The organism is Aliivibrio sp. EL58, assembly GCF_900312675.1.
Taxonomy (GTDB): domain Bacteria; phylum Pseudomonadota; class Gammaproteobacteria; order Enterobacterales; family Vibrionaceae; genus Aliivibrio.
Window position 1 is genome coordinate 869,681 of the sequence record NZ_OMPC01000001.1, and the last position, 21,577, is coordinate 891,257.

19 protein-coding genes are annotated in these 21,577 nt (G+C 37.1%); 9 read left to right on the forward strand and 10 right to left on the reverse strand.

Features of this window, described 5'->3' with window-relative positions:
• Positions 1-35 precede the first annotated feature (35 nt).
• The 3 genes from ED622_RS03775 to ED622_RS03785 all read right to left on the reverse strand — a co-directional run bounded on the left by ED622_RS03775 (position 36) and on the right by ED622_RS03785 (position 2,760).
• Entirely contained in the window at positions 36-1,259 is a 1,224-nt protein-coding gene (locus tag ED622_RS03775) for an HlyD family secretion protein (protein WP_122032604.1), read from the reverse strand.
• On the reverse strand, positions 1,252-1,623 hold the full coding sequence (locus tag ED622_RS03780) for an MFS transporter (RefSeq protein WP_122032605.1): 372 nt from the start codon (positions 1,621-1,623) through the stop codon (positions 1,252-1,254). Before ED622_RS03780 ends, ED622_RS03775 begins: the two co-directional genes overlap by 8 nt.
• 126 nt (positions 1,624-1,749) lie before the next feature.
• Complete coding sequence (locus ED622_RS03785) at positions 1,750-2,760, reverse strand: AraC family transcriptional regulator (protein ID WP_122032606.1); 1,011 nt, start codon at positions 2,758-2,760, stop codon at positions 1,750-1,752.
• A 104-nt stretch (positions 2,761-2,864) separates the two neighbouring features.
• On the opposite strand from ED622_RS03785, the gene ED622_RS03790 reads away from it, so the two are divergent.
• Together ED622_RS03790 and ED622_RS03795 are read left to right on the forward strand one after the other, a co-directional pair.
• On the forward strand, positions 2,865-3,335 hold the full coding sequence (locus tag ED622_RS03790; RefSeq protein ID WP_122032607.1) for a YhcH/YjgK/YiaL family protein: 471 nt from the start codon (positions 2,865-2,867) through the stop codon (positions 3,333-3,335).
• Between the two features lie 830 nt (positions 3,336-4,165).
• Positions 4,166-4,660: a hypothetical protein gene (locus tag ED622_RS03795; protein ID WP_122032608.1), complete on the forward strand. Its 495-nt coding sequence runs from the start codon at positions 4,166-4,168 to the stop codon at positions 4,658-4,660.
• 287 nt (positions 4,661-4,947) lie between these two features.
• On the opposite strand, the gene ED622_RS03800 is transcribed toward ED622_RS03795, so the two are convergent.
• The 5 genes from ED622_RS03800 to ED622_RS03820 all read right to left on the reverse strand — a co-directional run bounded on the left by ED622_RS03800 (position 4,948) and on the right by ED622_RS03820 (position 10,582).
• Complete coding sequence (locus ED622_RS03800) at positions 4,948-5,979, reverse strand: hybrid-cluster NAD(P)-dependent oxidoreductase (protein ID WP_122032609.1); 1,032 nt, start codon at positions 5,977-5,979, stop codon at positions 4,948-4,950.
• Positions 5,980-6,086: 107 nt separating this feature from the next.
• Positions 6,087-7,748, reverse strand: a complete 1,662-nt coding sequence (hcp, locus tag ED622_RS03805; protein WP_122032846.1) for a hydroxylamine reductase — start codon at positions 7,746-7,748, stop codon at positions 6,087-6,089.
• Positions 7,749-7,988: 240 nt separating this feature from the next.
• Entirely contained in the window at positions 7,989-9,527 is a 1,539-nt protein-coding gene (gene norR / locus ED622_RS03810; RefSeq protein WP_122032610.1) for a nitric oxide reductase transcriptional regulator NorR, read from the reverse strand.
• A 97-nt stretch (positions 9,528-9,624) separates the two neighbouring features.
• Positions 9,625-10,068, reverse strand: coding sequence for a hypothetical protein (locus ED622_RS03815; protein ID WP_122032611.1), 444 nt, complete (start codon positions 10,066-10,068; stop codon positions 9,625-9,627).
• Positions 10,069-10,075: 7 nt separating this feature from the next.
• On the reverse strand, positions 10,076-10,582 hold the full coding sequence (locus ED622_RS03820; RefSeq protein WP_122032612.1) for a winged helix-turn-helix domain-containing protein: 507 nt from the start codon (positions 10,580-10,582) through the stop codon (positions 10,076-10,078).
• Between the two features lie 508 nt (positions 10,583-11,090).
• Between ED622_RS03820 and ED622_RS03825 the strand changes: the two genes are divergently transcribed.
• Together ED622_RS03825 and ED622_RS03830 are read left to right on the forward strand one after the other, a co-directional pair.
• Positions 11,091-12,974 carry a methyl-accepting chemotaxis protein gene (locus ED622_RS03825; protein WP_122032613.1) on the forward strand — a complete coding sequence of 628 codons (1,884 nt, stop codon included), beginning with the start codon at positions 11,091-11,093 and terminating at the stop codon, positions 12,972-12,974.
• Positions 12,975-13,289: 315 nt separating this feature from the next.
• A complete protein-coding gene (locus ED622_RS03830; RefSeq protein ID WP_162922442.1) occupies positions 13,290-15,713 on the forward strand; it encodes an EAL domain-containing protein in 2,424 nt (807 codons plus the stop codon).
• Between the two features lie 82 nt (positions 15,714-15,795).
• Here ED622_RS03830 and arsB read toward each other — a convergent pair whose 3' ends face one another.
• Both arsB and ED622_RS03840 read right to left on the reverse strand, forming a co-directional pair.
• Entirely contained in the window at positions 15,796-16,839 is a 1,044-nt protein-coding gene (gene arsB, locus ED622_RS03835; RefSeq protein WP_122032615.1) for an ACR3 family arsenite efflux transporter, read from the reverse strand.
• A gap of 181 nt (positions 16,840-17,020) precedes the next feature.
• Complete coding sequence (locus ED622_RS03840) at positions 17,021-17,362, reverse strand: ArsR/SmtB family transcription factor (RefSeq protein ID WP_371413425.1); 342 nt, start codon at positions 17,360-17,362, stop codon at positions 17,021-17,023.
• Between the two features lie 273 nt (positions 17,363-17,635).
• Between ED622_RS03840 and ED622_RS03845 the strand changes: the two genes are divergently transcribed.
• From ED622_RS03845 to ccoO, 5 genes are all read left to right on the forward strand, one after another.
• On the forward strand, positions 17,636-17,974 hold the full coding sequence (locus tag ED622_RS03845; RefSeq protein WP_371413426.1) for a hypothetical protein: 339 nt from the start codon (positions 17,636-17,638) through the stop codon (positions 17,972-17,974).
• Positions 17,975-18,049: 75 nt separating this feature from the next.
• On the forward strand, positions 18,050-18,712 hold the full coding sequence (locus ED622_RS03850) for a hypothetical protein (protein WP_174213421.1): 663 nt from the start codon (positions 18,050-18,052) through the stop codon (positions 18,710-18,712).
• Positions 18,713-19,203: 491 nt separating this feature from the next.
• Positions 19,204-19,542 carry a cytochrome c gene (locus ED622_RS03855; RefSeq protein WP_122032618.1) on the forward strand — a complete coding sequence of 113 codons (339 nt, stop codon included), beginning with the start codon at positions 19,204-19,206 and terminating at the stop codon, positions 19,540-19,542.
• Positions 19,543-19,547: 5 nt separating this feature from the next.
• On the forward strand, positions 19,548-20,963 hold the full coding sequence (gene ccoN / locus ED622_RS03860; RefSeq protein WP_122032619.1) for a cytochrome-c oxidase, cbb3-type subunit I: 1,416 nt from the start codon (positions 19,548-19,550) through the stop codon (positions 20,961-20,963).
• A complete protein-coding gene (ccoO, locus tag ED622_RS03865) occupies positions 20,963-21,577 on the forward strand; it encodes a cytochrome-c oxidase, cbb3-type subunit II (protein WP_122032848.1) in 615 nt (204 codons plus the stop codon). The genes ccoN and ccoO overlap by 1 nt, the downstream gene beginning before the upstream one ends.

The following is a 21,577-nucleotide window of genomic DNA, read 5'->3' on the forward strand; positions in this document are numbered from 1 at the left end:
TCGAGAGAGCAGAGCAGAGGGAAAACATGGAAGTTTTATAGTGAATAGAAGAAGTAGATTTGTGATTTCATGCGGATAATAATGCCACGAATCACATCCAAGAAAGCCATGAAGCCAATTGGTTTTTCACCAGATATCCACGCTAAGCCAACCGACCCAACAGGAATATCATAGCCTTCACCTTCTTCCAGTTTTAAACGTACAAAGTGGTGCTTGTTATTGACGTTTAAACCTGTGGTTTGGCGTACATTAGTTTCTCGACCTAATAGATTTCCTTGTGCTTCACCTGTCGCTTCAACAATGCCTTCCACTTCGGCAATAAATACTTTGCCAGGATAAACTGCACTAGAGAACTCAGCAGGGCGACCAACCGTGACATTACGTATTGCTTGGTGGTTTACTCGCATCAATACGTACTTCTCATTGGTATACATTTGCATACGTGGAATGGCACCAATATATTGACCTTCACGCAGAATAAAGTTTGTTACATAACCATCAGCAGGGGCATAGACTTTAGTGTTGTCTAAATTCCACTGTGCTTGAGCGACGCTTTCTTTGGCACTTGCAAGCTCACTTTCTTTGGCTTTTACACCTAGCTTTGCGTTATCAAAATCAAGCAATGCTTTCTCATTGGCAAGTTTGGCTTTATCTAATTGAGCAACTGCACTGGCTACTTCAATTTCACCGATAGAGACGAGTGTACCTTGTTCATCTAATGCACTTTGAGTAATGGTGTTTTTTACTTTACGATTTTGCTCGATATAGCGCTGCAGTGTGAGTTTTTTGTATTTCAAATCTTGGCTTTTTGCTTCAATTTGTTTTTGGCTAACCACGATATCGCTTTCTGATGCGGTAATAGCTTGGCGTGCCAATTTCACATTTTGCTGTGCAACTTCAAGGGCGACCTGACTTGCTTCTAAAGAGACCTCTGCTTTATTTAGTGCTATTTGATATAGCTCATCATCAATTTCATACACTAATTGGCCCTTTGTGATCTCCTGGTTTGGTTTTACGTGGATCTTAGTCACAACGCCTTTAATTTGCGTACTGGCAGGACGAAGTTGAATGTGTGGTGATTGCACTACAGAGCCGCCAGAAAGATCCATTGGCGTAAAATTAAGTAAGCCCGCCCATACAAATAATAACCAAGACCCACCGCCAATGTAGGCAAACCCTTGAGTAAACTTATTCCAGGGCATTCCAACCAGACGAAGAAGATAAATAAACAGAGCCCATACCGCTAATCCCTCAAGCATTGTGATTCTCCTCTTGAGTTGATGCTGTTGTGCCTGTTTCTGTTATTGGTGCTTGTGTCTGTGATGGTGAAGTAGGTTGATGCCAAATATCACGAATTTTAATTAATGCTTTTTCTGCATCGACAAAAGCACAAATCACGGCTAAAACCCAGACCCAATGCCAGACAAATCCTATCCAGGTGAGGGCAGTGATCAGTCCTATTTGTTGGTGTTGTTTACTGTGTGCTTTGTTGATTGGTAGTTCATGAAGTTTCCAGAAACCATACGCGAGAGCGACAATACTTCCTATCATGACGACGCTCGCAGCAATATGCAGCCCAAGATCCTGACCTGATCCAACGAAGGGCATGCTGACTAAACTCATAAATGATTTACCTTAAATAATAATGAGCAGTAAGCATGAAGGGTAACTGAGTAATATGTCGATTAAATGGGTTTATATATATCAAAAAATAGATATAAATGATGTATGGAAATATTTGTTTGGTTATTAAAGTAGTGTTTTCCTGTATTGAACAGGGGTAACACCGTACATACGTTTAAACGCAACAGAAAATGAAGCCATAGTTTTATAGCCAACTCGTTGTGCAATTTCTTGCATAGATAAATCACTACCCATTAATGCGATAGCCTCATCACAAATGCTGTGGTGGACAATATCGGTAAAGGCAATGCTTTGGTCTTGTAAGCGACGTTGAAGCGTAAGTGGCTTCATCCCCATTTTTTGGGCGACAAACTCAAGCGTAGGATAACCAAAAAATAAGGCATATTTAGTGAGTTCAAATACCACTTTTAACGTATCTTGAGGCTGTGGAATAAGCATATAACTCATCGCTTGTTCTACGGTAAATGCCTTCACTTGTGATGTTGGTAGCTTAAAACGGCGAGGGCAAGTGATGTCTTTAACGGGAAACCAGACTTGAGTATTTGGACTGTTCCACACGATAGGGCAGTTAAATATAGCTTCGATTTCTCCTGTTTTACCAATCATGTTACCTGATAAGTGAATGGCGACGGGTTGATAGTCGTCGCCATGGAACAGTTTTAATAATCGAACGAATGATCCCGCCGCCAAAATACTCTCATGGATGCGAGCTTGAGGAAGCATTGTTGGCGTTAAAATTCGCCATTTTGCAATCGAGCCGCTCAGTAGCATATTGACCTGCACCCCAGACTGAAGGGCATTATGTATGGTATTCATACGCTTGATTGCCATACCCAAATTGGTCGAGCTTGCTAGTAACTGCACAAAAGGGCCAAACTGTTTCAAACTGTCTGATTGTGTCAACTTTGCTGTATAAGCTGGATCTTGGGTTAATAATTCAATTTTACAGAGTAGCGCTTCGAGATCGCTTAATGGCATCAATTTTAGTTGATAATCAAATAAGTGAGGAGGCATATCAAAATCGGCATAGGTTAAACCATAATATTTCATAGCATGGTCTATCAGCATTTTTGCACTATGCACTCGCACGAGATAAGTTGCGTTTGGTTTAGCCATGAAGCCTCATTAAAAGTCACTTTTAAACAGCATTATATCTTACTGATATCAATATCTCATGCTACTATTTTTAACTTCATAATCGATATCATTGAGAGGCTATTTTGTTTAAAGGTAAATGGAGTGACGATATTCAAGGGGCTGCATTACACCCTGTTATCATTGAGATTATTCAGAAAGTAAAAGAGCAAACGGCCAACAATACAGAGGTTGGGAATTACCCATTATCTTATGATGAGTCGGTGTATTTTATTGTTGATGATAAAACCGAGTTAAGAGAAAAACGTCGCTCTGAAATTCATCATAAATACCTTGATGTACAATTGATATTAGAAGGCACAGAAACCTTTGGATACAGTGACTATCCGTTACTGTCGATTGAAGATGACTATCTTGCAGAGAAAGACATTGCTTTTAGCAACGACGTGAAAGATGAGCAATTTGTAACGTTAGAAGCTGGTGAGTTTATTGTCTTTAATCCTAAGCAACCGCATCGCCCATTGGTTGCTGTTGATGATAAGCCAGCAGCGGTGAAGAAGCTGATCATTAAAGTGAACAGTGCGCTGTTGATGTAGTTGTATTCAAGAAATATTACTTCAGGTAAATAATTTATATCACCATAGCTCTATTTTTTAGACATATAAATAAAATGCACCTTACTGAGCAGTAATGAACGTTCAGCAAGGTGTTAAGTGCGAAATGAACGCGATAACAATAATAGAGAACTGTAGAATGAGGAGTAATTAACGATAGTGTACAGTTTTTAGACTAAGTAAAAATTAGAAAACTGATGCCAGAGTTATATTTTTATAGAATTTATGAATTGAAAAATAGATTATATTAGGCAGAAATGTTGAGGGGATTATACCGTAATCTTCCTTTGAAATAGAAAGGTGATAATGAATATTGAGAGTTGCTTATATTGGTTTCCATGTGGTTATCTTGGCTTATTGGTTGGATCTTACAGCTTAATAGACAACTGACTCTCTTATCTATTCTATACCAAAGTGTATCGGTTATGGTGGGAGCTAAGAGCTACTTTTGAAATAGAAAATTGATGACGAATATTGAGAGTCGCTTGTATGTATTAATTACTGAATTTATTGATTATTTTTAAAATAAAAGAGTGTTAATTAATTGAAAAGGAAAGTAAAAAATTCATTGTCTTTATCGGTTAGCATTTATGATGTATTTGTTTACTATCAATAAATGTAGCATGTTAGTATTTACTTACTGTTTTTTTAAATTCGTTACTTATCCACAGCGCTCTCTTTATTTCCGACTTGCTCCCTTATCAAATCGTGGTACCGTATTATTACTAGCCCATTGAGTCTATATATTATATAGAGTTATAGCTATGGTTATATAGGATATTTAATTTTGATTAATTGACGTAGGAAGTAACATGAATAACCAGACATCCATTTACCAATCTACAGATTTAAACGAACAGTTAATGTCTGGAAAAAATGAAAAGAATGCAAAAATAGTAAATCCCAAGACAGGTAAATTATCTTTTGGAAGAGTGCCGGATAATAATAATGATATACCAAGTGGTGATATTTATTTAAAACTCGGCCTTATGGGAAGAGGGTTTAAAAGGTATGGCGCATTTGGTGCAAGGCATATCTGGGAAAAACATAACGTAGATTTATGTATTCCAAAACAAGAGATGTTGCCTCAGATTATCGCGGATATGTTGGTAGAGGGTACTAATGTTTTGGTTAACTTTGCTATTAAAAATAACAAGAGACCTGTAGTTCTAAATACAAAATTAGGCCGTGTTGCTCTTGAGCCAGAAATGAAGGCTGGTAAAACGTATTATAGTATTGTCTCTGCGTATGGTAACAAAAATGCACCAGGTACCGTCATTGGGACATTAAAAAGCCCAATCGAATAATCGATTGGGCAAATTAGTAATAGCGCGTGGCTTCTCTTTAGCTCTAGGGGTCAGAGAACACAATAATTGTGTAGCTATTAAACAAGCTATCCCAGTTAAGCTTGGTGACTCTACTTATAGATAACATAATCTGGGGAGTTAACTATAAAAGCCCTTTCACGTAGTTAGTTTATGCCGTATTTTTTTTTAATGCAATAATTTGATGTAATAGAATCATTTTTGATGCCTATCTGAATCTTATACTGCTCCTAAAAGCACCATGGTATGTTTACAGAATAAGACTTATTTTAAACCAAACTCACTTCAACATCGCTCTGCACTTGGCTTGAACACGCAAGCGTATACCCTTGAGCAATATCTTCTTCGCTTAAGGTTTCAGTGCTGGTTCGGCTTACTTCGCCTTTCTCTACTTTACATTTACATGAGCCACACATACCACTGCGACAAGCGATAATAATAGGAACACCACTCTCTTCTAATACGTCAGCAAGGGTTGCGCCTTTATCGATTTCTTTTGATACACCAAAAGCAGGGACTTCAAATTGCACTACGCCAGTGTTTCCTGCTGTTTCTGTTACTTCGGCTTCAATTGGGGTAAAGCTTTCTTGGAAGAAGTGCGCCATATCTAAACCAAGGTTTTCTACATTGGCTTTCATGTCTTGCATAAATAAGTTAGGACCACATAAGTAAACCGTGCGCTCGTTGATATCAGGACAAAGGGTATGTAACCACTCTTGATCTAGGCGTCCTTGTGGGTGAATTGTCTCTGTATTATCTTTTAATAACAGCTTTAAATGAAAGTTGGCGTGAGTCTCATGTAGCAGCTCAAGTTCTTCAAAAAAGATGGTCTGTTCTTTGTTTTTTGCCATGTGAATAAAGGTAATATCGATCTCAATATCTTGAGCTATCCATGATTTCGCTATCGACATAACTGGTGTAATGCCACAACCAGCACTTAATAACGCGACTTTTTTTCTTGGCTTGCAATCGATTGAGTTGAATGGACCTGTAGGTGCTAAAACGGCAACCTCGTCCCCTTCACTTAGTTGATCAATTAAGTAGTTTGATACCTTCCCACCTTCCACGCGTTTAATGGTTAATTGTAGAAAATCTTGATTTGGCATTGAGCTGATAGAGTAGGCGCGATATTCCATCTTTCCTTCAATTTCAATACCGACACTAATAAATTGACCCGGTTTAAAATCAAAGCTTTCTTGGTGTTGGTTTGTTAGTTGTAAGCTAATGGTATCAGTGGTTTCAAACCATTTTTTATTACAGCGAAGTTGAACAGGGGTTGTTGGCCAAATAAATTGTGTCATATTGGTTCTCTATTACTTAGAAGTTATTGGTCAAATGTTATTGCTCGTTTTATAGCGAAAAATGCCCCAGATAAACTGAGGCATAGATTAAGACTAATAAACGTCGATTACGCAGTTAAGATCGTTTTTAGATCTTCTTCAACTGTCGTGATACTACGCATATCAAACTTATCTTGAATGATAGCAAGCAGGTTATCAGTTAAGAACGCAGGCGCTGTTGGGCCTGTGTAAATACCTTTAACACCAAGAGCGAATAGAGTTAGTAGGATAACAATCGCTTTTTGTTCAAACCACGAAAGTACCAGCGTTAATGGAAGTTCGTTAATGCCACAATCAAACTCATCAGCGAGTGCAAGTGCGAGTTGAATCGCTGAGTAAGCATCGTTACATTGACCAACATCCAATAAACGCGGGATACCATTAATATCGCCGAATTCATTTTTGTTAAAACGGAATTTACCACAAGCAAGTGTTAAAATTACTGAATCTTCAGGTGCTTGAGCTGTGAAATCTGTGTAGTAGCTACGTTCTGATTTGTCCCCATCACAACCACCAACAAGGAAGAAGTGATTGATGTTACCTTCTTTAACTTGCTCAATAACCGCAGGCGCAGCAGCCATTAGTGCGTTACGACCAAATCCAACCGTGATCATTTGCTCGATTTCGTTATGCTTAAAGCCTTCTTGCGCTAATGCACAATCAACAACCGCTGTGAAATCGTCACCTTCTAAGTGAGCAACACCAGGCCAGCCTACGATGCTACGAGTAAATAGACGATCTGCGTATTGACCTACATTTGGGTTTAATAGACAGTTTGATGTCATTACGATAGCACCAGGGAAGTTAGCAAATTCTTTTTGCTGGTTCTGCCATGCGCTGCCGTAGTTACCTACAAGGTGAGGGTATTTTTTAAGTTCAGGGTAAGAGTGAGCAGGAAGCATTTCACCGTTAGTATAAACGTTGATGCCTTTGCCTTCCGTTTGTTGAAGGATTTTCTCTAAGTCATGTAAGTCGTGACCAGAAACCAGAATGCATTTACCTTCAATAGTTTTTACGTTTACTTGTGAAGGCTCTGGGTGACCAAATGTTTTTGTTTCACCCGCATCTAGCATTTCCATTACACGGTAGTTCATTAGGCCAATTTTCATTGAACAATCTAATAACTCACCAAGCTCACTAGGATCAGTGCCTAACCACGCCATGATTTCATGATATTCAGCAAATACAGCATCATCAGTTTGACCAAGAACTCGAGCGTGCTCCATGTAAGCAGCTGCGCCTTTTAAGCCGTAAAGACAAAGTAGGCGTAGGCCAATTACATCTTCATGTTGCGATTCGTGACCACGGTTAACCGCGGCTTGTGGTGCTAATGCGATAAGTTCTTCTGCATTAGTTGGTAAATCAAATAAGGCGGCAGGAGAAAGTTCAGATAGTTCGGTATTGCTAAGAAGAGCCGCAGCGCGAATTTGTTCTTCTAATTGCTTTTTGTAAGCGTGTGCTTGCAGTGCGAATTCGATAACACGCTCAGGGTCGAAGTTAACGTTAGTTAGTGTTGCGAAGAAGGCTTTTGGCGCCCATTGGTCGATCTCATCAATCACAACGTTTACTTTACGGCCTTGCTCTGCCCAGAAAGAAACACCTTGTAATGCGTAAACTAGAATATCTTGTAAGTCAGATACTTCAGCTGTTTTACCACACATACCTTGTGCAAAAGAACAGCCTTTCGTTGTTGGTGTTTGAATTGTTTGTTCACATTGGATACAGAACATAGTTGGAACTCCAGTCATTGAATACATATTGTTCAAATCACGTCAGTTCAGTGCGTTCTATCCTTGTGGAATAGATTGCTGAACTCATCTCGATTTGAATCGACATTGATGAGCTCTCTATTGCATAGGGTGTGCCAATTTTAAGTTATTGATTTTATTGTCGTTAATTTGTATTTGAAATCGATTTGATGTATTTATTACATCGAGGTTGTTGTAATAAATACATCGCCGGATCATATTTTATAAATTAGATATCCCGAATTTTTTTCCCATTCGGTATAAATTCCCTCTATCCATTTGTAAAAATTCGGCGGCTTTTGACCAAGTTCCGTTCGATTCAGCTAAAGCGTGCTCAATTAACTGTTTTTGATAGCTTTCTACTAACTCTCGCATTGGTTTGCTTTCATTAGGTAAAAGGGTTGATGTCATTTTTACATCGCGACCTGTTGCGATATCTCCTAAGAAGTGCGCCAGTGTGATACTGGATTCATTGTTCTGAATGGCTCGAAGCCCTGCACGCATTAACGTATGCTCTAATTCTCGAACATTACCAAGCCATGGGCTTTGCTCTAGATGAGATAGGGTTCTTGGATGAATGTGTAAATTAGGTACATTAAACTGTAGGCGTACTTTTTCTAATAAATGGCCCGCTAATACTGCCACATCACCTTCACGCTCACGCAGTGGTGGAACATGAATAGGGAAGACGTTTAAGCGATGATAGAGATCCGCACGAAAGCGTCCTTGTTCAACTTCCTGCTCTAAATCTCGATTTGTAGCTGCAATGATACGGACATCAATCATGCTATTTTTATCTGACCCTACGCGCTGTACTTCGCCTTGCTGGATAACACGTAACAGCTTTGCTTGAATAAGCAGTGGTAGTTCGCCAATTTCATCTAAGAAAATAGTGCCGTTATTAGCGAGTTCAAATTTACCTGCACGATGACTGTTCGCACCAGTAAATGCCCCTTTAACATGACCAAACAATTCACTTTCAGCTAAAGACTCAGGTAATGCAGCACAGTTAACGTAAATCATTGGTTGCTCGTTACGCTGTGACTTTGCATGAACTGAGTGGGCGACTAACTCTTTACCGGAGCCAGTTTCACCACTGATTAATACCGCATAGTCAGAATGAGCAACGGTATTGATATTAGTTTTAAGGTGCGTCATTTGTGGGCTAATACCGATTAACTTACCTTTTTGATGCCTAGCTTGTTGGATTAAGGTTTTATTTATCGATTTCTGATGCTGATTACTGTTTTGTAAGGATTTTATCAGAGTTTTATTGTGCAATGTTGCAGCGGCAAGGGCTGCAAAGGTTTCAATGGTAATGTTATCTATTTTATTGAATGCGCCAACCTCTAGTGCATCTAATGTTAATAGTCCTACGAGCGTATTATCGACATACAAGCTACAACCCAAACAGTCATGCACTTCAATACTGATGTGTTCATCGACGAGCAGTAAACCATCAAAAGGATCAGGTAAGTCTGAGTCTGATTTAAAACGAACAGGGTGTTTGCTTTCTAAAATAGCCTGTAACCGAGGATGTAATTCAGGTTGAAAACGACGACCTAATACCGCTTGAGATAAGCCTTTAACCGCAACAGGCGTTAATGACCCACTATCATCGAGAACAAATAGAGCGCTAGCGTCACAAGGAAAAACCTGATGAATAGAGTTAATCAGTCTTTGGTAGTGCAGATCACTGGCTAGATTAGAGCTTAAATCCAGAGCTATTTGTAATAAGATTTTTTCAACAGAAGGTTTCATACGAATCACTTTGGTAGATGATGTAAAAATAACATCATCTACCATATCATAATTAATAGTATTATTAACAATAATGGGATTAATTACTCTGGCTTTGTTAGTTATTCCACTGACTCATTTGGCCTGTAAAATTTGTTGTTAACGTTTTAACTTCAGGAAAATCTTCATAAATAGTTAAATTATCCCCATCTAATTTGTAGGCATAAAATAGTAATCTATGTTCTTTTGACATTTGAATCGTATCGTCTAATTTGTTTTTGTAATTTGGTTCAATTAAAGGCGTTCTGGTTTCAATAAAGTAAATTAATTGATTTGATAAGTTGAATTGTTTTCCTGTGACTTTCCATTTTGCTATGTTATCGCCATATTTTAATGTATGAAGAGCAACAAAATCTCCTCTATAACAGGTCATTTTTATTTTATGGTTTGGATTAACTGAATCTATAATGTTCACTTTATAGTTACACCCGCTGCCATTTACAAATGAATATAAAGTAATGGTAGTAATAAGAGTAGCTAATGTTAAATTTATTCTTTTCATTATAATTTTAAATTATTACCCATGAATGAATTACGTTTAATATAAAATATGTTAATAATAAAAATATTAACAATTGAGTTGGTGATGATGAAAATACATCCATTAATTTATTGTAATTATTAGGAGGGCTGATATTTTCTTGGTATATTTCCTTTTCCTTTTCCTTTTCCTTTTCCTTTTCCTTTTCCTTTTCCTTTTCCTTTTCCTTTTCCTTGAAACTAATCTTATACCCAACTTTAGGTGTGTTTATTATTTTTATATTGTCGTGTTTTAGTATCTTTCTTAGGTTAGAGATGGCTACAGCTAAAGAATTTGGACCAATGAAATCAGGATGTTCCCAAGCTGCAATGATTAATGTGTTTTTATCTATTGACTCATTTTTATTTTTAATTAAAAGTTGAAGTATTTTACTTTCAGGTATTGAAATAGGGTGAGATTGCTTATCTATTATAATCTCTGGCCTATCCTCCATTGATAGCATTGAGTTATTGAAATGTGTTATTGAAGTTGCCATGGTTATCATTATTAGTTTTGTTTGTGATTGGGAATATATCATTTAGATTTTATAAAATACAGCATCAAGATCACAGTTAATAAATTTGTCATTATAATTTAAATAATCTTATCGTAAGTTTGTTTTGATTTAAACTATTGATTTTAATGTGTTTATACTTAAATTAAATATTATTACTGGATAAGTGTTAAAAGTTTACAGATACTTTACTTTCTAAAAAAACATAAATAGATAAGAAAGGGAGGTGAAGGTGTCATTATGTGGGAGTCATAAAAAATCAAATTCAATTGATTACTTAACTATAGATGAAATCTCTTATCTTAATGATGTATTTGAAATAATATTTATAGTTGACGTTAATAACGATAGATTTTATGAGTTTGAGGATGAAATTATTTAATGTCGAATTTTTACATAATTATGTGATGAAATGTATTTAGAATGAAGATAAATATATCTATGTTATTTGATGGCATAGTAAATAGTAATATTACTTAGGGTTAGTTATATGGATTTGAAAAACAAGATATTAATATCTACATTTGCATTACTTTTTTTAGTATCAGCAGGGTTAACATGGCTTGGATACTCTTCATTTAAGGCTTATAACGAGAAAATAACATATTCTAGTTTAGATAAAAATGACGACCTTTACTCAGAATCATTAGAAAGTGCTCTTGATAAATATTTTATCGCATTAGAAACATTTAGTGTGGAATTCGATAATGATGGAGAGTTATCAAATCAAGAGTTAGTTGTTGAGCAATTAAGATTGATTTATAACAGATTAGGAGCCGATGATGCTTGGTTAGGAATGGCTGATGGTAGAGCTTTAGAATATACAGGTCAATTTCATCCTACTTTTAATGCAATAGAAGATAAGAGAGAATGGTATTTTAGAGGTATTAAGGGTGAAGAGCGAATAGTAACGAGTAGTTATTTGAATTCTAATGGAGATACGGTTTTTGGTATTGCCCATCCGATAATTAATAAAGGGAAAGTTGTAGCAATTGTTGCTGTAGGTGTAAAGGTTAATGCTCTTGATAAAATAATGGATGATATAGCTGAAGATGGGCAAATATATTTATATGAGATAGACTCCGAACAGGTTATTAGCTCTAAAAATAAGAAGCATATAGGGCAATCATTGTTTAATATTAATCCGGATTTAGACGGTTTCATTGATGGAACTTTAAGGTTTAAAAGTGTTTTTAGGGATGATTATGTTATAGCCTCAGTTGCGGATATTGACTCAGCCGATTGGAGGCTGATAATTTATCAGTATGAAGATGAAGTGTATGCAGAAAGTAATAATATGCTTAAAGAGTCATTAGCGGCTTTCTTTGTGATTTTAGTTTCATCATTAGCGCTTGTTTATTATTCGATTATTCATTTAATATACAAACCAATAGGTGGTGAACCTGTTGAAATATCAGGGATTTTATCTAATATATCAAAAGGTGATCTATCACAAGAGTTGACTTCATCAGGTAAAGATACCGGCATATATTTATCCCTTTTAGATTTAAATGCTAAGCTTTCTGAGATAGTAACAAGTAGCCATTCAATTTCAAATAATGTATCTGCTTCATCTGAGGAATTAACTGTTGTGATGTCTGATACTGCAAAAAACTCACAGCATGAACTAGCGCAGATAGAGGAGATCTCGACAGCAATTAGTGAATTATCGAGCACCTCTAAAGAAGTAACAACAAATGCATCTCATGCAGAAGAAGAAGCACAAAAAGCCATTACAAATGTATCAAGTGGCCGCTCGACATTGGAAGATTCTATATCATTAACTATTAATATTAATGAATCAGTTCAGCAAACTGCGGAAATGATTACGGCCCTAAGAGATGATGCTATAAATATTGGCGAAGTCACTGATGTGATTAGGAGCATATCAGAACAAACCAATTTGCTTGCTCTTAATGCGGCCATCGAAGCGGCGAGAGCCGGAGAGGCAGGGAGAGGCTTTGCTGTTGTAGCAGATGAAGTTAGAAATCTTGCTGCGAAAACTCAAGAATCAACAATAAATATTCAGGGAATTATTAGTAAATTACAAGCTCAATCAGAAAACGCTAATAAGAATATGTTGGAAAATGTCCACTCAATTCAAGAATCAGTGAATCTGACTGAAAGTGTCAAAGAATCGTTTAATGAAATTGTAAATGCTGTTCAGTCTATTTCTGATATTAATACGTTAGTTGCTACGGCATCGCAAGAGCAGTTTAGTGTGACTGAAGATATCGCTAAGAATACGACCCGAACGTTTGATTTAGTTACACAGAATGTATCAGCCATAAATCAAACTCAACAAGCAGCTGGTGAACTATCTAAATTAGCTGTTGCTCAAAAAATGGAGCTGGATTTTTTTAAAGCGAAGTAAATCTACAATAATTGCCTTTAGACCATTATGTCTAAAGGCTTTTATAGGTTTATGACTAGGTTTCATTCTGGCCTTCCAAGCATAAATAGAAGATAAGCATAATAGGACTCATACTTATAGGAATAAATACCCCTTGTTTAGGTGTCGGTAAAATAGCTCAATTTTGATACTTTTAATTTTAGGGTTTGATGTATTATAAAATATAGGGCAAAATATCACTGTTTGTTTTCTAAGCGAGTTTGAGTATCTATGCATTCACTAAAAAATAGTAAATTACTACGATTACTACAGTATTTACCAATTATGGTGATCGTTGTGTTTACTATCGTTCTAAATTTGAATGTTATTAATAGTAACGAAAGGAAAATAACAGCATTACTTGATGCGGTTCATAGTGAGGTGTTAGAAACAAAACAACGGCAAGCACAAGCCGTTGTTGAACAAGCTTATCAACAGGTTGAGCATGAAAAAGCATTGATTGATAGGATTGCTCGTGAAAAATTACGTCTTCGTGTGCAGACCGCTTTTAGTATTGTCGATGGTTTACTTAAGATAAATAAAGTTAAGCCAGTCAGTGAAGCCAAACAGCAGATAATAGATGCCTTAAGAGCGATGAGGTTTGATGATGGGACTGGCTATTTCTATATCTATGATATGGAGGGGCGAAATATCATGCACCCAATTTTACCTGAAGTGGAAAATACATTGGTGCTTGATATGGTTGATTCGCGTGGTAATTATATTATTCAGAATCAACTCAAATCACTAAAAGAAACTGGTCAAGCATATAATCATTATTGGTATATAAAACCAAGTCAGCAAGATAGAGAATTTGAAAAAGTTAGTTTTGATCGTCATTTAGAGTCTCTTGGTTGGTATATAGGCTCTGGTGCTTATGTGGAAGATATTGAAAAGCAAATACAAGCTCAAGTATTAAGCATGTTATCGAGTGTGAATTTAGGCAATACAGGCTACATTTTTGTTTCGGACATTAACGGTGATGTGAAGTTACAGAATCAAAAAGTGATTACTGATCATTCCTCTTCATTTTTGGCTGATAATAACGAAGTGCATCAAAAATTAATTCAAACGGCTAAAACTGGGGACTTTTTTACCTATGAACATATTGATGCATATTCTAAAAAGCTTGAAGAAAAAATAAGTTACGTCCGCCTCATCGAAGATTGGAATTGGGTCATTGGAACTGGTTTTTATACTTCTGATATCACTAAAATTACAGAAGAAAAGAAACAAAAATTGATTGCTGAATCCCATTTCGAATTACAAATTATGCTGGCATTCAGCGTGATGTTAACCATCTTGTTAACGGTAGTTGTTCTTGTGATTGGTAAACGAGTGACTAATCACGTTATCTTTTTAGAAGAGCGGGTCATTGGAGATTATGAGCGTCTTGAAAGCACTAAAAATGAGATGCAGTACATGGCTGAGTTTGATGTGCTAACGAATTTACCAAATCGCACCTTATTATCGACTCATATTCAAAAAAGTATTGGTTTATCCAGATTGGAAGATAGAAAGGTAGCGGTTGTTTTTGTTGATCTTGATGATTTTAAAAATGTGAATGATCAGTTTGGCCACTCTGCGGGTGATCAACTATTGCAGCAAATTGGTGCGCGCTTTGAGAGTATTATTGATTGTTCTGATTTTGTCGCACGATTTGGCGGCGACGAATTTGTGTTTTGTTTTTCTTTACTAAAAGATATCGATGAAGCAAAGCTCAAAGTGGAACAAATTTTACAATCCTTTGAGATCCCCTTTTTATTAAATGGACAGTCTGTGCAAACCAGTTGTTCTATTGGGGTTTCTATGTACCCCGATGACGGCCATAGTGTTGAAGACTTGATATCAAAAGCGGATATTGTTTTATACAAGGTGAAAGACCAAGAAAAAGGGAATATTTTATTTTATGATGCTGAAATTAATCAACAAGTTCAACATGATTTCCAATTAGAAAACCATTTAAGACAAGCGCTAGATAACAATGAAATAAGTGTTGTTTATCAACCTCAGATCGATGCGGAAACACAACAAATCTGTGCTGTTGAAGCGTTATGCCGTTGGAATAGCCATGCTCTTGGTTTTATCTCGCCACTGGATTTTATTCCTTTAGCTGAACGGACGGGTTTGATCCACCAAGTGGGTGAGTTTGTATTTGAAACGGCGTGTCGAGATACCTTAGCGCTTATGCCTAATGGCGTTAATGCGATAGGGGTATCAATTAATATTTCGCCAAAGCAATTTTCATATCCTGGTTTTGAAGATAAGGTACTGTCAATTGTTAAGCGAGTTGGTATTGATATTGAGCGCATTACATTAGAGATCACTGAGAACATTTTTATTGAAGATTTACACTCTATTTCTCCTATCTTAAATCGCTTTAGAGATCATGGCTTTGGGATTTCATTGGATGATTTCTGTACTGGCTATTCGTCACTGAATTACTTAAATAACCTTCCTATAACTGAAATTAAAATAGATCGCTCTTTTGTTGATAAATTACTGAGTAATAAGCAAAGTGATACGTTAGTGAAAGCGATTATAGCGATTGGCTCTTCTTGTCATATGAAGGTGGTGGCAGAAGGGGTCGAAACTATAGAGCAACATCAAAAATTAAAAGAATATCATTGTGATTTACTGCAAGGGTATTACTTTGATAAGCCATTAATTATTGCTGATTTGATTGAGCGTTATACTGATAAACAAATATTGGCGAGTTAATTAGTGGCATTAAAAATGGAGCGTTAGTGTTGAATGATTCAAACACTAACGCTCCACATGCGTCTTCTTAGATATCGATAATTTAAGCGACTGAGTTTGCTTTTTCTTTTCCTTTCATTCTCAAAGCAACATTAACTAAAGCGATTAAGACGGGTACTTCGATCAGAGGCCCAATAACACCTGCAAAAGCTTGGTCAGAGTTCAAACCAAATACCGCAATAGAAACCGCAATAGCTAGCTCAAAGTTATTTCCCGTTGCTGTAAAAGCGATAGAGGCGTTCTTATCATAAGGAATCCCCATTTTCTTACCGATAAAGAAACTAGTGAAGAACATTAAGACAAAATAAATAGCCAGTGGAATAGCAATGCGAACCACGTCCATTGGAAGCTCAAGGATCATCTCTCCTTTTAAGCTAAACATAAGTACAATCGTACCTAGCAGCGCAATCAAGGTGATTGGTGAGATCTTAGGGATGAAAACTGTGTTGTACCACTCTTCGCCTTTTTTAGAGACTAAAATCTTACGGCTTAAAAATCCAGCTAGAAATGGGATACCAAGATAAATCAGAACACTTTCAGCAATATCCATCATAGAGATATCAACCACCATGCTTTCATAACCAAATACTGGTGGTAGCACACTAATGAATAACCACGCCATAAAGCTGTACGTTACGATTTGAAATGCAGAGTTTATCGCAACTAAAGCCGCACCATACTCTTTATTGCCGCCACCAATATCATTCCAAACTAATACCATGGCAATACAGCGAGCTAGGCCAATAAGAATAATACCAACCATGTAACCTGGGTGATCACCTAAAAAGGTCAAGGCCAGAATAAACATAAGAATTGGGCCGACAACCCAGTTCATAATTAGAGAAAGGGTAATCGCTTGTTTGTCTTTTACGACCGTACCAAGTAAGTTGTAATTCACTTTTGCTAACGGTGGATACATCATTAAGATCAGACCGATAGCTAATGGAATATTGGTTGTACCGACCGACATCGATTCATTCCATTGTGCAACTTGGGGGCACTGAACCCCAAGTAATACGCCTATAGCCATGGCGATAAAAATCCACAGTGTTAAATATCTATCTAGAAAGCCCAGTTTAGGTTGCATAGTCTCGCCTTAATTAATGTTGTAAATTTCAAATAATTTAATCGTACATCGTCGAAAATCGATTGATGAGATTAAAAATTATCACGAAGCTTCTTTATTACAAAGTTTAAAGTGACCAGTTCATTTAACAGTTAGGTCATTAAGCATTCGTGACAGTGTGTCGCTAATAATCGCTTTGGTATTAATCTAAAATACTTTGTGTCAGATTTTTGAATTGACGAATGCACTCTCGATTTATGCGATAGCACATTTTTGGTGGTATCGACTCAGCAGTAATAAACCCTGCCAGTTTTAAAATACGTAAATGCTCAGAAACGGTTGATTGTGCCAAGCCTAATTCTGATACTAAATCGCTGTTTAGGCAGCCTCCTGCTTTTTCTAGTGCAGATAGAATATGTAAAATTCGCACACGTGCAGGATGTGAAAGGGCTTTTGCTAATAGTGCAAATTCTTTCTCTTTTTGAAGATCTTGCTCTGTTGAGCTAAAAGTACAAACATCATTTACGTTACAAGTCATCGTTATTATCTTACCTTTTTTACAGCTACTAAGATCAATCGTCGAATTACGATTAACTATAGGCGGAGTTAAGAAAGAGATCAAGCCCTGAATTCCACTTATGGAAAATAAACAATAAGTAAAGGCAGCAAAAAAGAGTGAAGTGCATCAAAAAATCAAATCAATGGGCGATAAATATTCACAAGTTTTCTACGTTATGACCGATATAATATATAGACGGTTAATTATTCATCAAAGGACAGGGTAATGATAAGTGGCGTTTCTTCATATCAAAATGCAATGACATACAGTAAAGCAGGGCCTTCTACTGTAATGGCTGCTAGTCCAAGTGTGAAGGTCTCTTCAATGGGAACGGCAGTAACAGTGAGTGATAACCAAGTCAGCTTATCAAGTGAAGGGAAAGCTTTATTGTATGCGCTTCAAGATATTGAAAAAGAAAGCCAGCTAAACCGTAATTTAACCAAAGATGTCAGTGATGACGTCGAATCTTTTGCTCATGGCGCTTTAGGAATGGATCATCCGGATAAAATCGAAGAAGAAAATGATTCCTCTTATTCTGCTGGGCAATACTTGTCAGCAGCATTAACCGTAGGTGGGGTGTTATTGGCTCTAGTTTGATAATCTATTCTCGTTATTGTGTATTCTTATCTAAACTTAGGTTATCGTTAAGAAAATACAATAATAGGTATGATTATGTTGGCTCGATTAGGAATAGCAATACAGGCGTTATTAGCGATCTCAATTTTTTATTTGGGCTATACTATTTACGCGTTTACTAACTCAGTAAATACTGTAGTTGAGAAATATCCAGAATTAATGACTGAGGTGAATAAAACGGCTGATAAATTGGAAATTGATCAGTGGTTATTATTAGCTCAGCACATTGATGATCTCACCCCTCAAATATTAACCTTAGTCAGTGAAGTGAAAGATACGGTAAAGGATGTAAATCAGACCGTTGCTTCTGTTGATAATAAAATCCCGCTTATCCTTAATGAAGTTAAGGCTATTCGCACAGAATCGTTACCTGAAGTGTTCACAGTCATGAATGCTGTTAATAAAGAAACTGTGCCTAATACACTGGTTGAGTTGAAACATTATCGCGAACAGGTTTTCCCTAAAGCCTTTGTAGAAAGTAAAGGTTATCGAATAACAACAATTCCTGCTGTGATTAAAGAATCGGAGAGATTGCGTAAAGAAGTTCCTCCAATCATGGTAAAAGCCGATCAAATTATCGATAAAACGGAAGAGTTATCTCAACAAGCTACCCAAGGTGCTGTGAAAGGAGTAATAATGTCGCCGTTTAATCTATTGAGAGAAGCGGGAACGGAGATTCAATCTAAAGTTCAGAAATAACCACTACTTTTATCAAATTGCTTCTAAGGTGTTCGCCATAGCATTTTAAAAAATTGAATGTTTATAGATGCCATTAAGGTGTAGGGGCAGTTTGCAATAATACTCGGCCATTCGTTATTGGTCGCTATATGAAATTGCTCGAATATAAAACAGAAAGGTCCATTATTACACTTTCTTACGAACCAGGAACTTTTCTATATAATTCGACATACCTTCATATTACCTTGTTGCTGTTAGATAATAGTAAGAAACATAGCTCTAAAATTGGAATGGATATTCTTGATTTCATTGATTCAGTTTGGATTGAAAGGTATGAGCGTTTGATATTAGATAATTGACCAATCTATAACAAGGAGCTTCGCATCTTATCCTGAATAGTGAGTAAGCCACATTTAGCACTTATATTTATGATTTTATACGACCTAAATTAGGCAAGCTTAAAATAAATAACCTAAGCTTATTATTATTGTTAAACCATAAGGGTTTTAAATATGAATAAGTGGATTGTCGTTTATTTTGCTTTTTTATTTAGTGGTTTTCTTTCTGCTGAAGAATCAAATCAGTTTGAAATTGGAAAACAAAAAGCCAAAGTATGTATGACTTGTCATGGTGCTGATGGTATTGCATTGATTGATCCCTATCCAAACCTACGAGGCCAGCGTGCTTCTTACCTTGTGTCTGCACTAAAAGATTATAAATCCCGCGAGAGAACGAGTGGGTTAGCCATTCTAATGCAGCAACAAGCAGATACTTTATCCAATCAAGATATGAAAGATATTGCCTACTATTACTCGATGTTAGGTTCTGAGTCTCAAGATAAAATGGAGTAAAGGCGATGACAGATATCAGGGATTACGATACAAAAGTTGTACGCTATTTTATTATTGCCGCAGTTATTTGGGCCGTTATTGGCATGAGCGTTGGCGTCATACTCGCCGCCCAGCTTTATTGGCCATCACTCAATTTTGATTCACAATATTTTCAGTTTGGACGGTTGAGACCACTGCATACCTCGGGTGTTATTTTTGGTTTCGTCGTCAATATATTAATGGGGACCTCGCTGTATATTGTTCAACGAACAAGTAAAATTGAGTTATTTAATAAAAGCCTGTCTTGGATGGTGTTCTGGGGATGGCAGTTTATTTTAATTCTCGCCTTGATAACCCTCCCATTAGGATACACAACCACCAAAGAATACGCCGAATTAGAGTGGCCAATCGATATATTAATCGCCTTAGTTTGGGTGCTTTATGCGGTCTTGTTCTTCGGTACTATTGCGAAACGAACCGTCAGCCATATCTTTGTTGCCAATTGGTTTTTCGGGGCATTTATTCTCGTTATCGCGATGATTTTCATTATTAATAATTTGGCATTACCCGTGTCGATGTGGAAATCTTATTCTGTTTATGCAGGTGCGCAAGATGCCATTGTTCAGTGGTGGTGGGGTCACAATGCAGTAGGTTTCTTGTTAACAGCGGGCATTATTGCCATGAACTACTACTTCATTCCTAAAGTGTCAGAACGTCCTATTTATTCCTACCGTTTATCTATCATTCATTTTTGGGGATTAGTAGGCTTTTATACATGGGCAGGAACGCATCATCTGATCTATTCCTCTGTACCAGAGTGGGTGCAAAATATTGGTATAGTTATGTCGCTGATTTTGTGGATCCCATCATGGGCAGGCGCATTTAATAGTGCGATGACCTTACTTTCTAACAAAGCAAAACTGAAAAAAGACTACATTATGTTGTTCTTTTTCTCGGCCATTCTTTATTACTGTCTAGCGACGTTTGAAGGGCCATTATTGGCGATTCGTTGGTTTAATATGGTTGCTCATAATACCGAGTGGATCATTGGTCATGTGCATTCTGCTGCCTTAGGTTGGGTTGGTATGTCTGCCATTGCTGTATTTTATTACTTTATTCCTCGTTTATGGGGAAAAGAAGATCTGTGGTCACTCCGTCTATTAAAATGGCATTTCTGGTTCGCTCATATTGGGGTTGCTCTTTATGCTATTGCCCTATGGGTTGCAGGGATTGGTGAAGGGTACATGTGGCTTACCCAGCTAGATAATGGCTCACTCGCTTACAGTTTTGTGGAAGCGATGGACTTTAAAGCGCCGTGGTTGTTTGTTCGATTCCTTGGTGGTGTGTTCTTTGTCGTCGGTTTATTGATGATGGTCTTTAATCTGTATAAAACGGTTACCTCAAATTCGGTTCCCACGGCAGCAATGGAGGGTAAATCATGATCTTAAGTAAAGACTTTACCCAATCGGTGTTCATTTTAATTCTTTCAACGGTTATTGTTGCCTCTTTTTCGTTGTTAGTTTGGGTCGTTCCTAATGTGTTTATGGCCTCGGATTTGAAGAAAATATCCTTGGCTAAACCACTGACGGCGATTGAACTTGCAGGACGAGATATTTATATCAGCGAAGGGTGTCATGTTTGTCATACTCAAATGGTGCGTCCGTTAGAAGCAGAAATACTGCGTAATGGCCGTGCCAATAAAGAAGCCGATGATATTTATGAGTTTCCAAATTTATGGGGTTCAAAACGTACCGGTCCTGATTTGACGAACATGGGGCGTAAGTATTCAGATCAATGGCATGTGATTCATTTAATGGACCCTCGTAATGTGGTGCCAACCTCTATCATGCCAAGCTATCCATGGTTGTTTGAACAAACGCTCGATGGAGAGGCCATTTCCGACAAAATGCGAGCGTTACGTAAGCTTGGTGTACCTTATACGGATGCAGACATTGATGGAGCTCGACTTCAAGTTATTGGGAAAACTCAAGGTGAAGCGTTAATCCGTTACTTGCAGAGCTTGGGTGTTGATACCATGCAAGATCAGGGAGAATAA

What these genes read in the sequence shown, in the direction of transcription:
- ED622_RS03775 (WP_122032604.1), bottom strand. Translation starts at nt 1,259, where the DNA reads ATGCTTGAGGGATTAGCGGTATGGGCTCTGTTTATTTATCTTCTTCGT.
- ED622_RS03780 (WP_122032605.1), bottom strand. Translation starts at nt 1,623, where the DNA reads ATGAGTTTAGTCAGCATGCCCTTCGTTGGATCAGGTCAGGATCTTGGG.
- ED622_RS03785 (WP_122032606.1), bottom strand. Translation starts at nt 2,760, where the DNA reads ATGGCTAAACCAAACGCAACTTATCTCGTGCGAGTGCATAGTGCAAAA.
- ED622_RS03795 (WP_122032608.1), top strand. Translation starts at nt 4,166, where the DNA reads ATGAATAACCAGACATCCATTTACCAATCTACAGATTTAAACGAACAG.
- ED622_RS03800 (WP_122032609.1), bottom strand. Translation starts at nt 5,979, where the DNA reads ATGACACAATTTATTTGGCCAACAACCCCTGTTCAACTTCGCTGTAAT.
- hcp (WP_122032846.1), bottom strand. Translation starts at nt 7,748, where the DNA reads ATGTTCTGTATCCAATGTGAACAAACAATTCAAACACCAACAACGAAA.
- norR (WP_122032610.1), bottom strand. Translation starts at nt 9,527, where the DNA reads ATGAAACCTTCTGTTGAAAAAATCTTATTACAAATAGCTCTGGATTTA.
- ED622_RS03815 (WP_122032611.1), bottom strand. Translation starts at nt 10,068, where the DNA reads ATGAAAAGAATAAATTTAACATTAGCTACTCTTATTACTACCATTACT.
- ED622_RS03820 (WP_122032612.1), bottom strand. Translation starts at nt 10,582, where the DNA reads ATGGCAACTTCAATAACACATTTCAATAACTCAATGCTATCAATGGAG.
- ED622_RS03825 (WP_122032613.1), top strand. Translation starts at nt 11,091, where the DNA reads ATGGATTTGAAAAACAAGATATTAATATCTACATTTGCATTACTTTTT.
- arsB (WP_122032615.1), bottom strand. Translation starts at nt 16,839, where the DNA reads ATGCAACCTAAACTGGGCTTTCTAGATAGATATTTAACACTGTGGATT.
- ED622_RS03845 (WP_371413426.1), top strand. Translation starts at nt 17,636, where the DNA reads ATGACATACAGTAAAGCAGGGCCTTCTACTGTAATGGCTGCTAGTCCA.
- ED622_RS03850 (WP_174213421.1), top strand. Translation starts at nt 18,050, where the DNA reads ATGTTGGCTCGATTAGGAATAGCAATACAGGCGTTATTAGCGATCTCA.
- ED622_RS03855 (WP_122032618.1), top strand. Translation starts at nt 19,204, where the DNA reads ATGAATAAGTGGATTGTCGTTTATTTTGCTTTTTTATTTAGTGGTTTT.
- ccoN (WP_122032619.1), top strand. Translation starts at nt 19,548, where the DNA reads ATGACAGATATCAGGGATTACGATACAAAAGTTGTACGCTATTTTATT.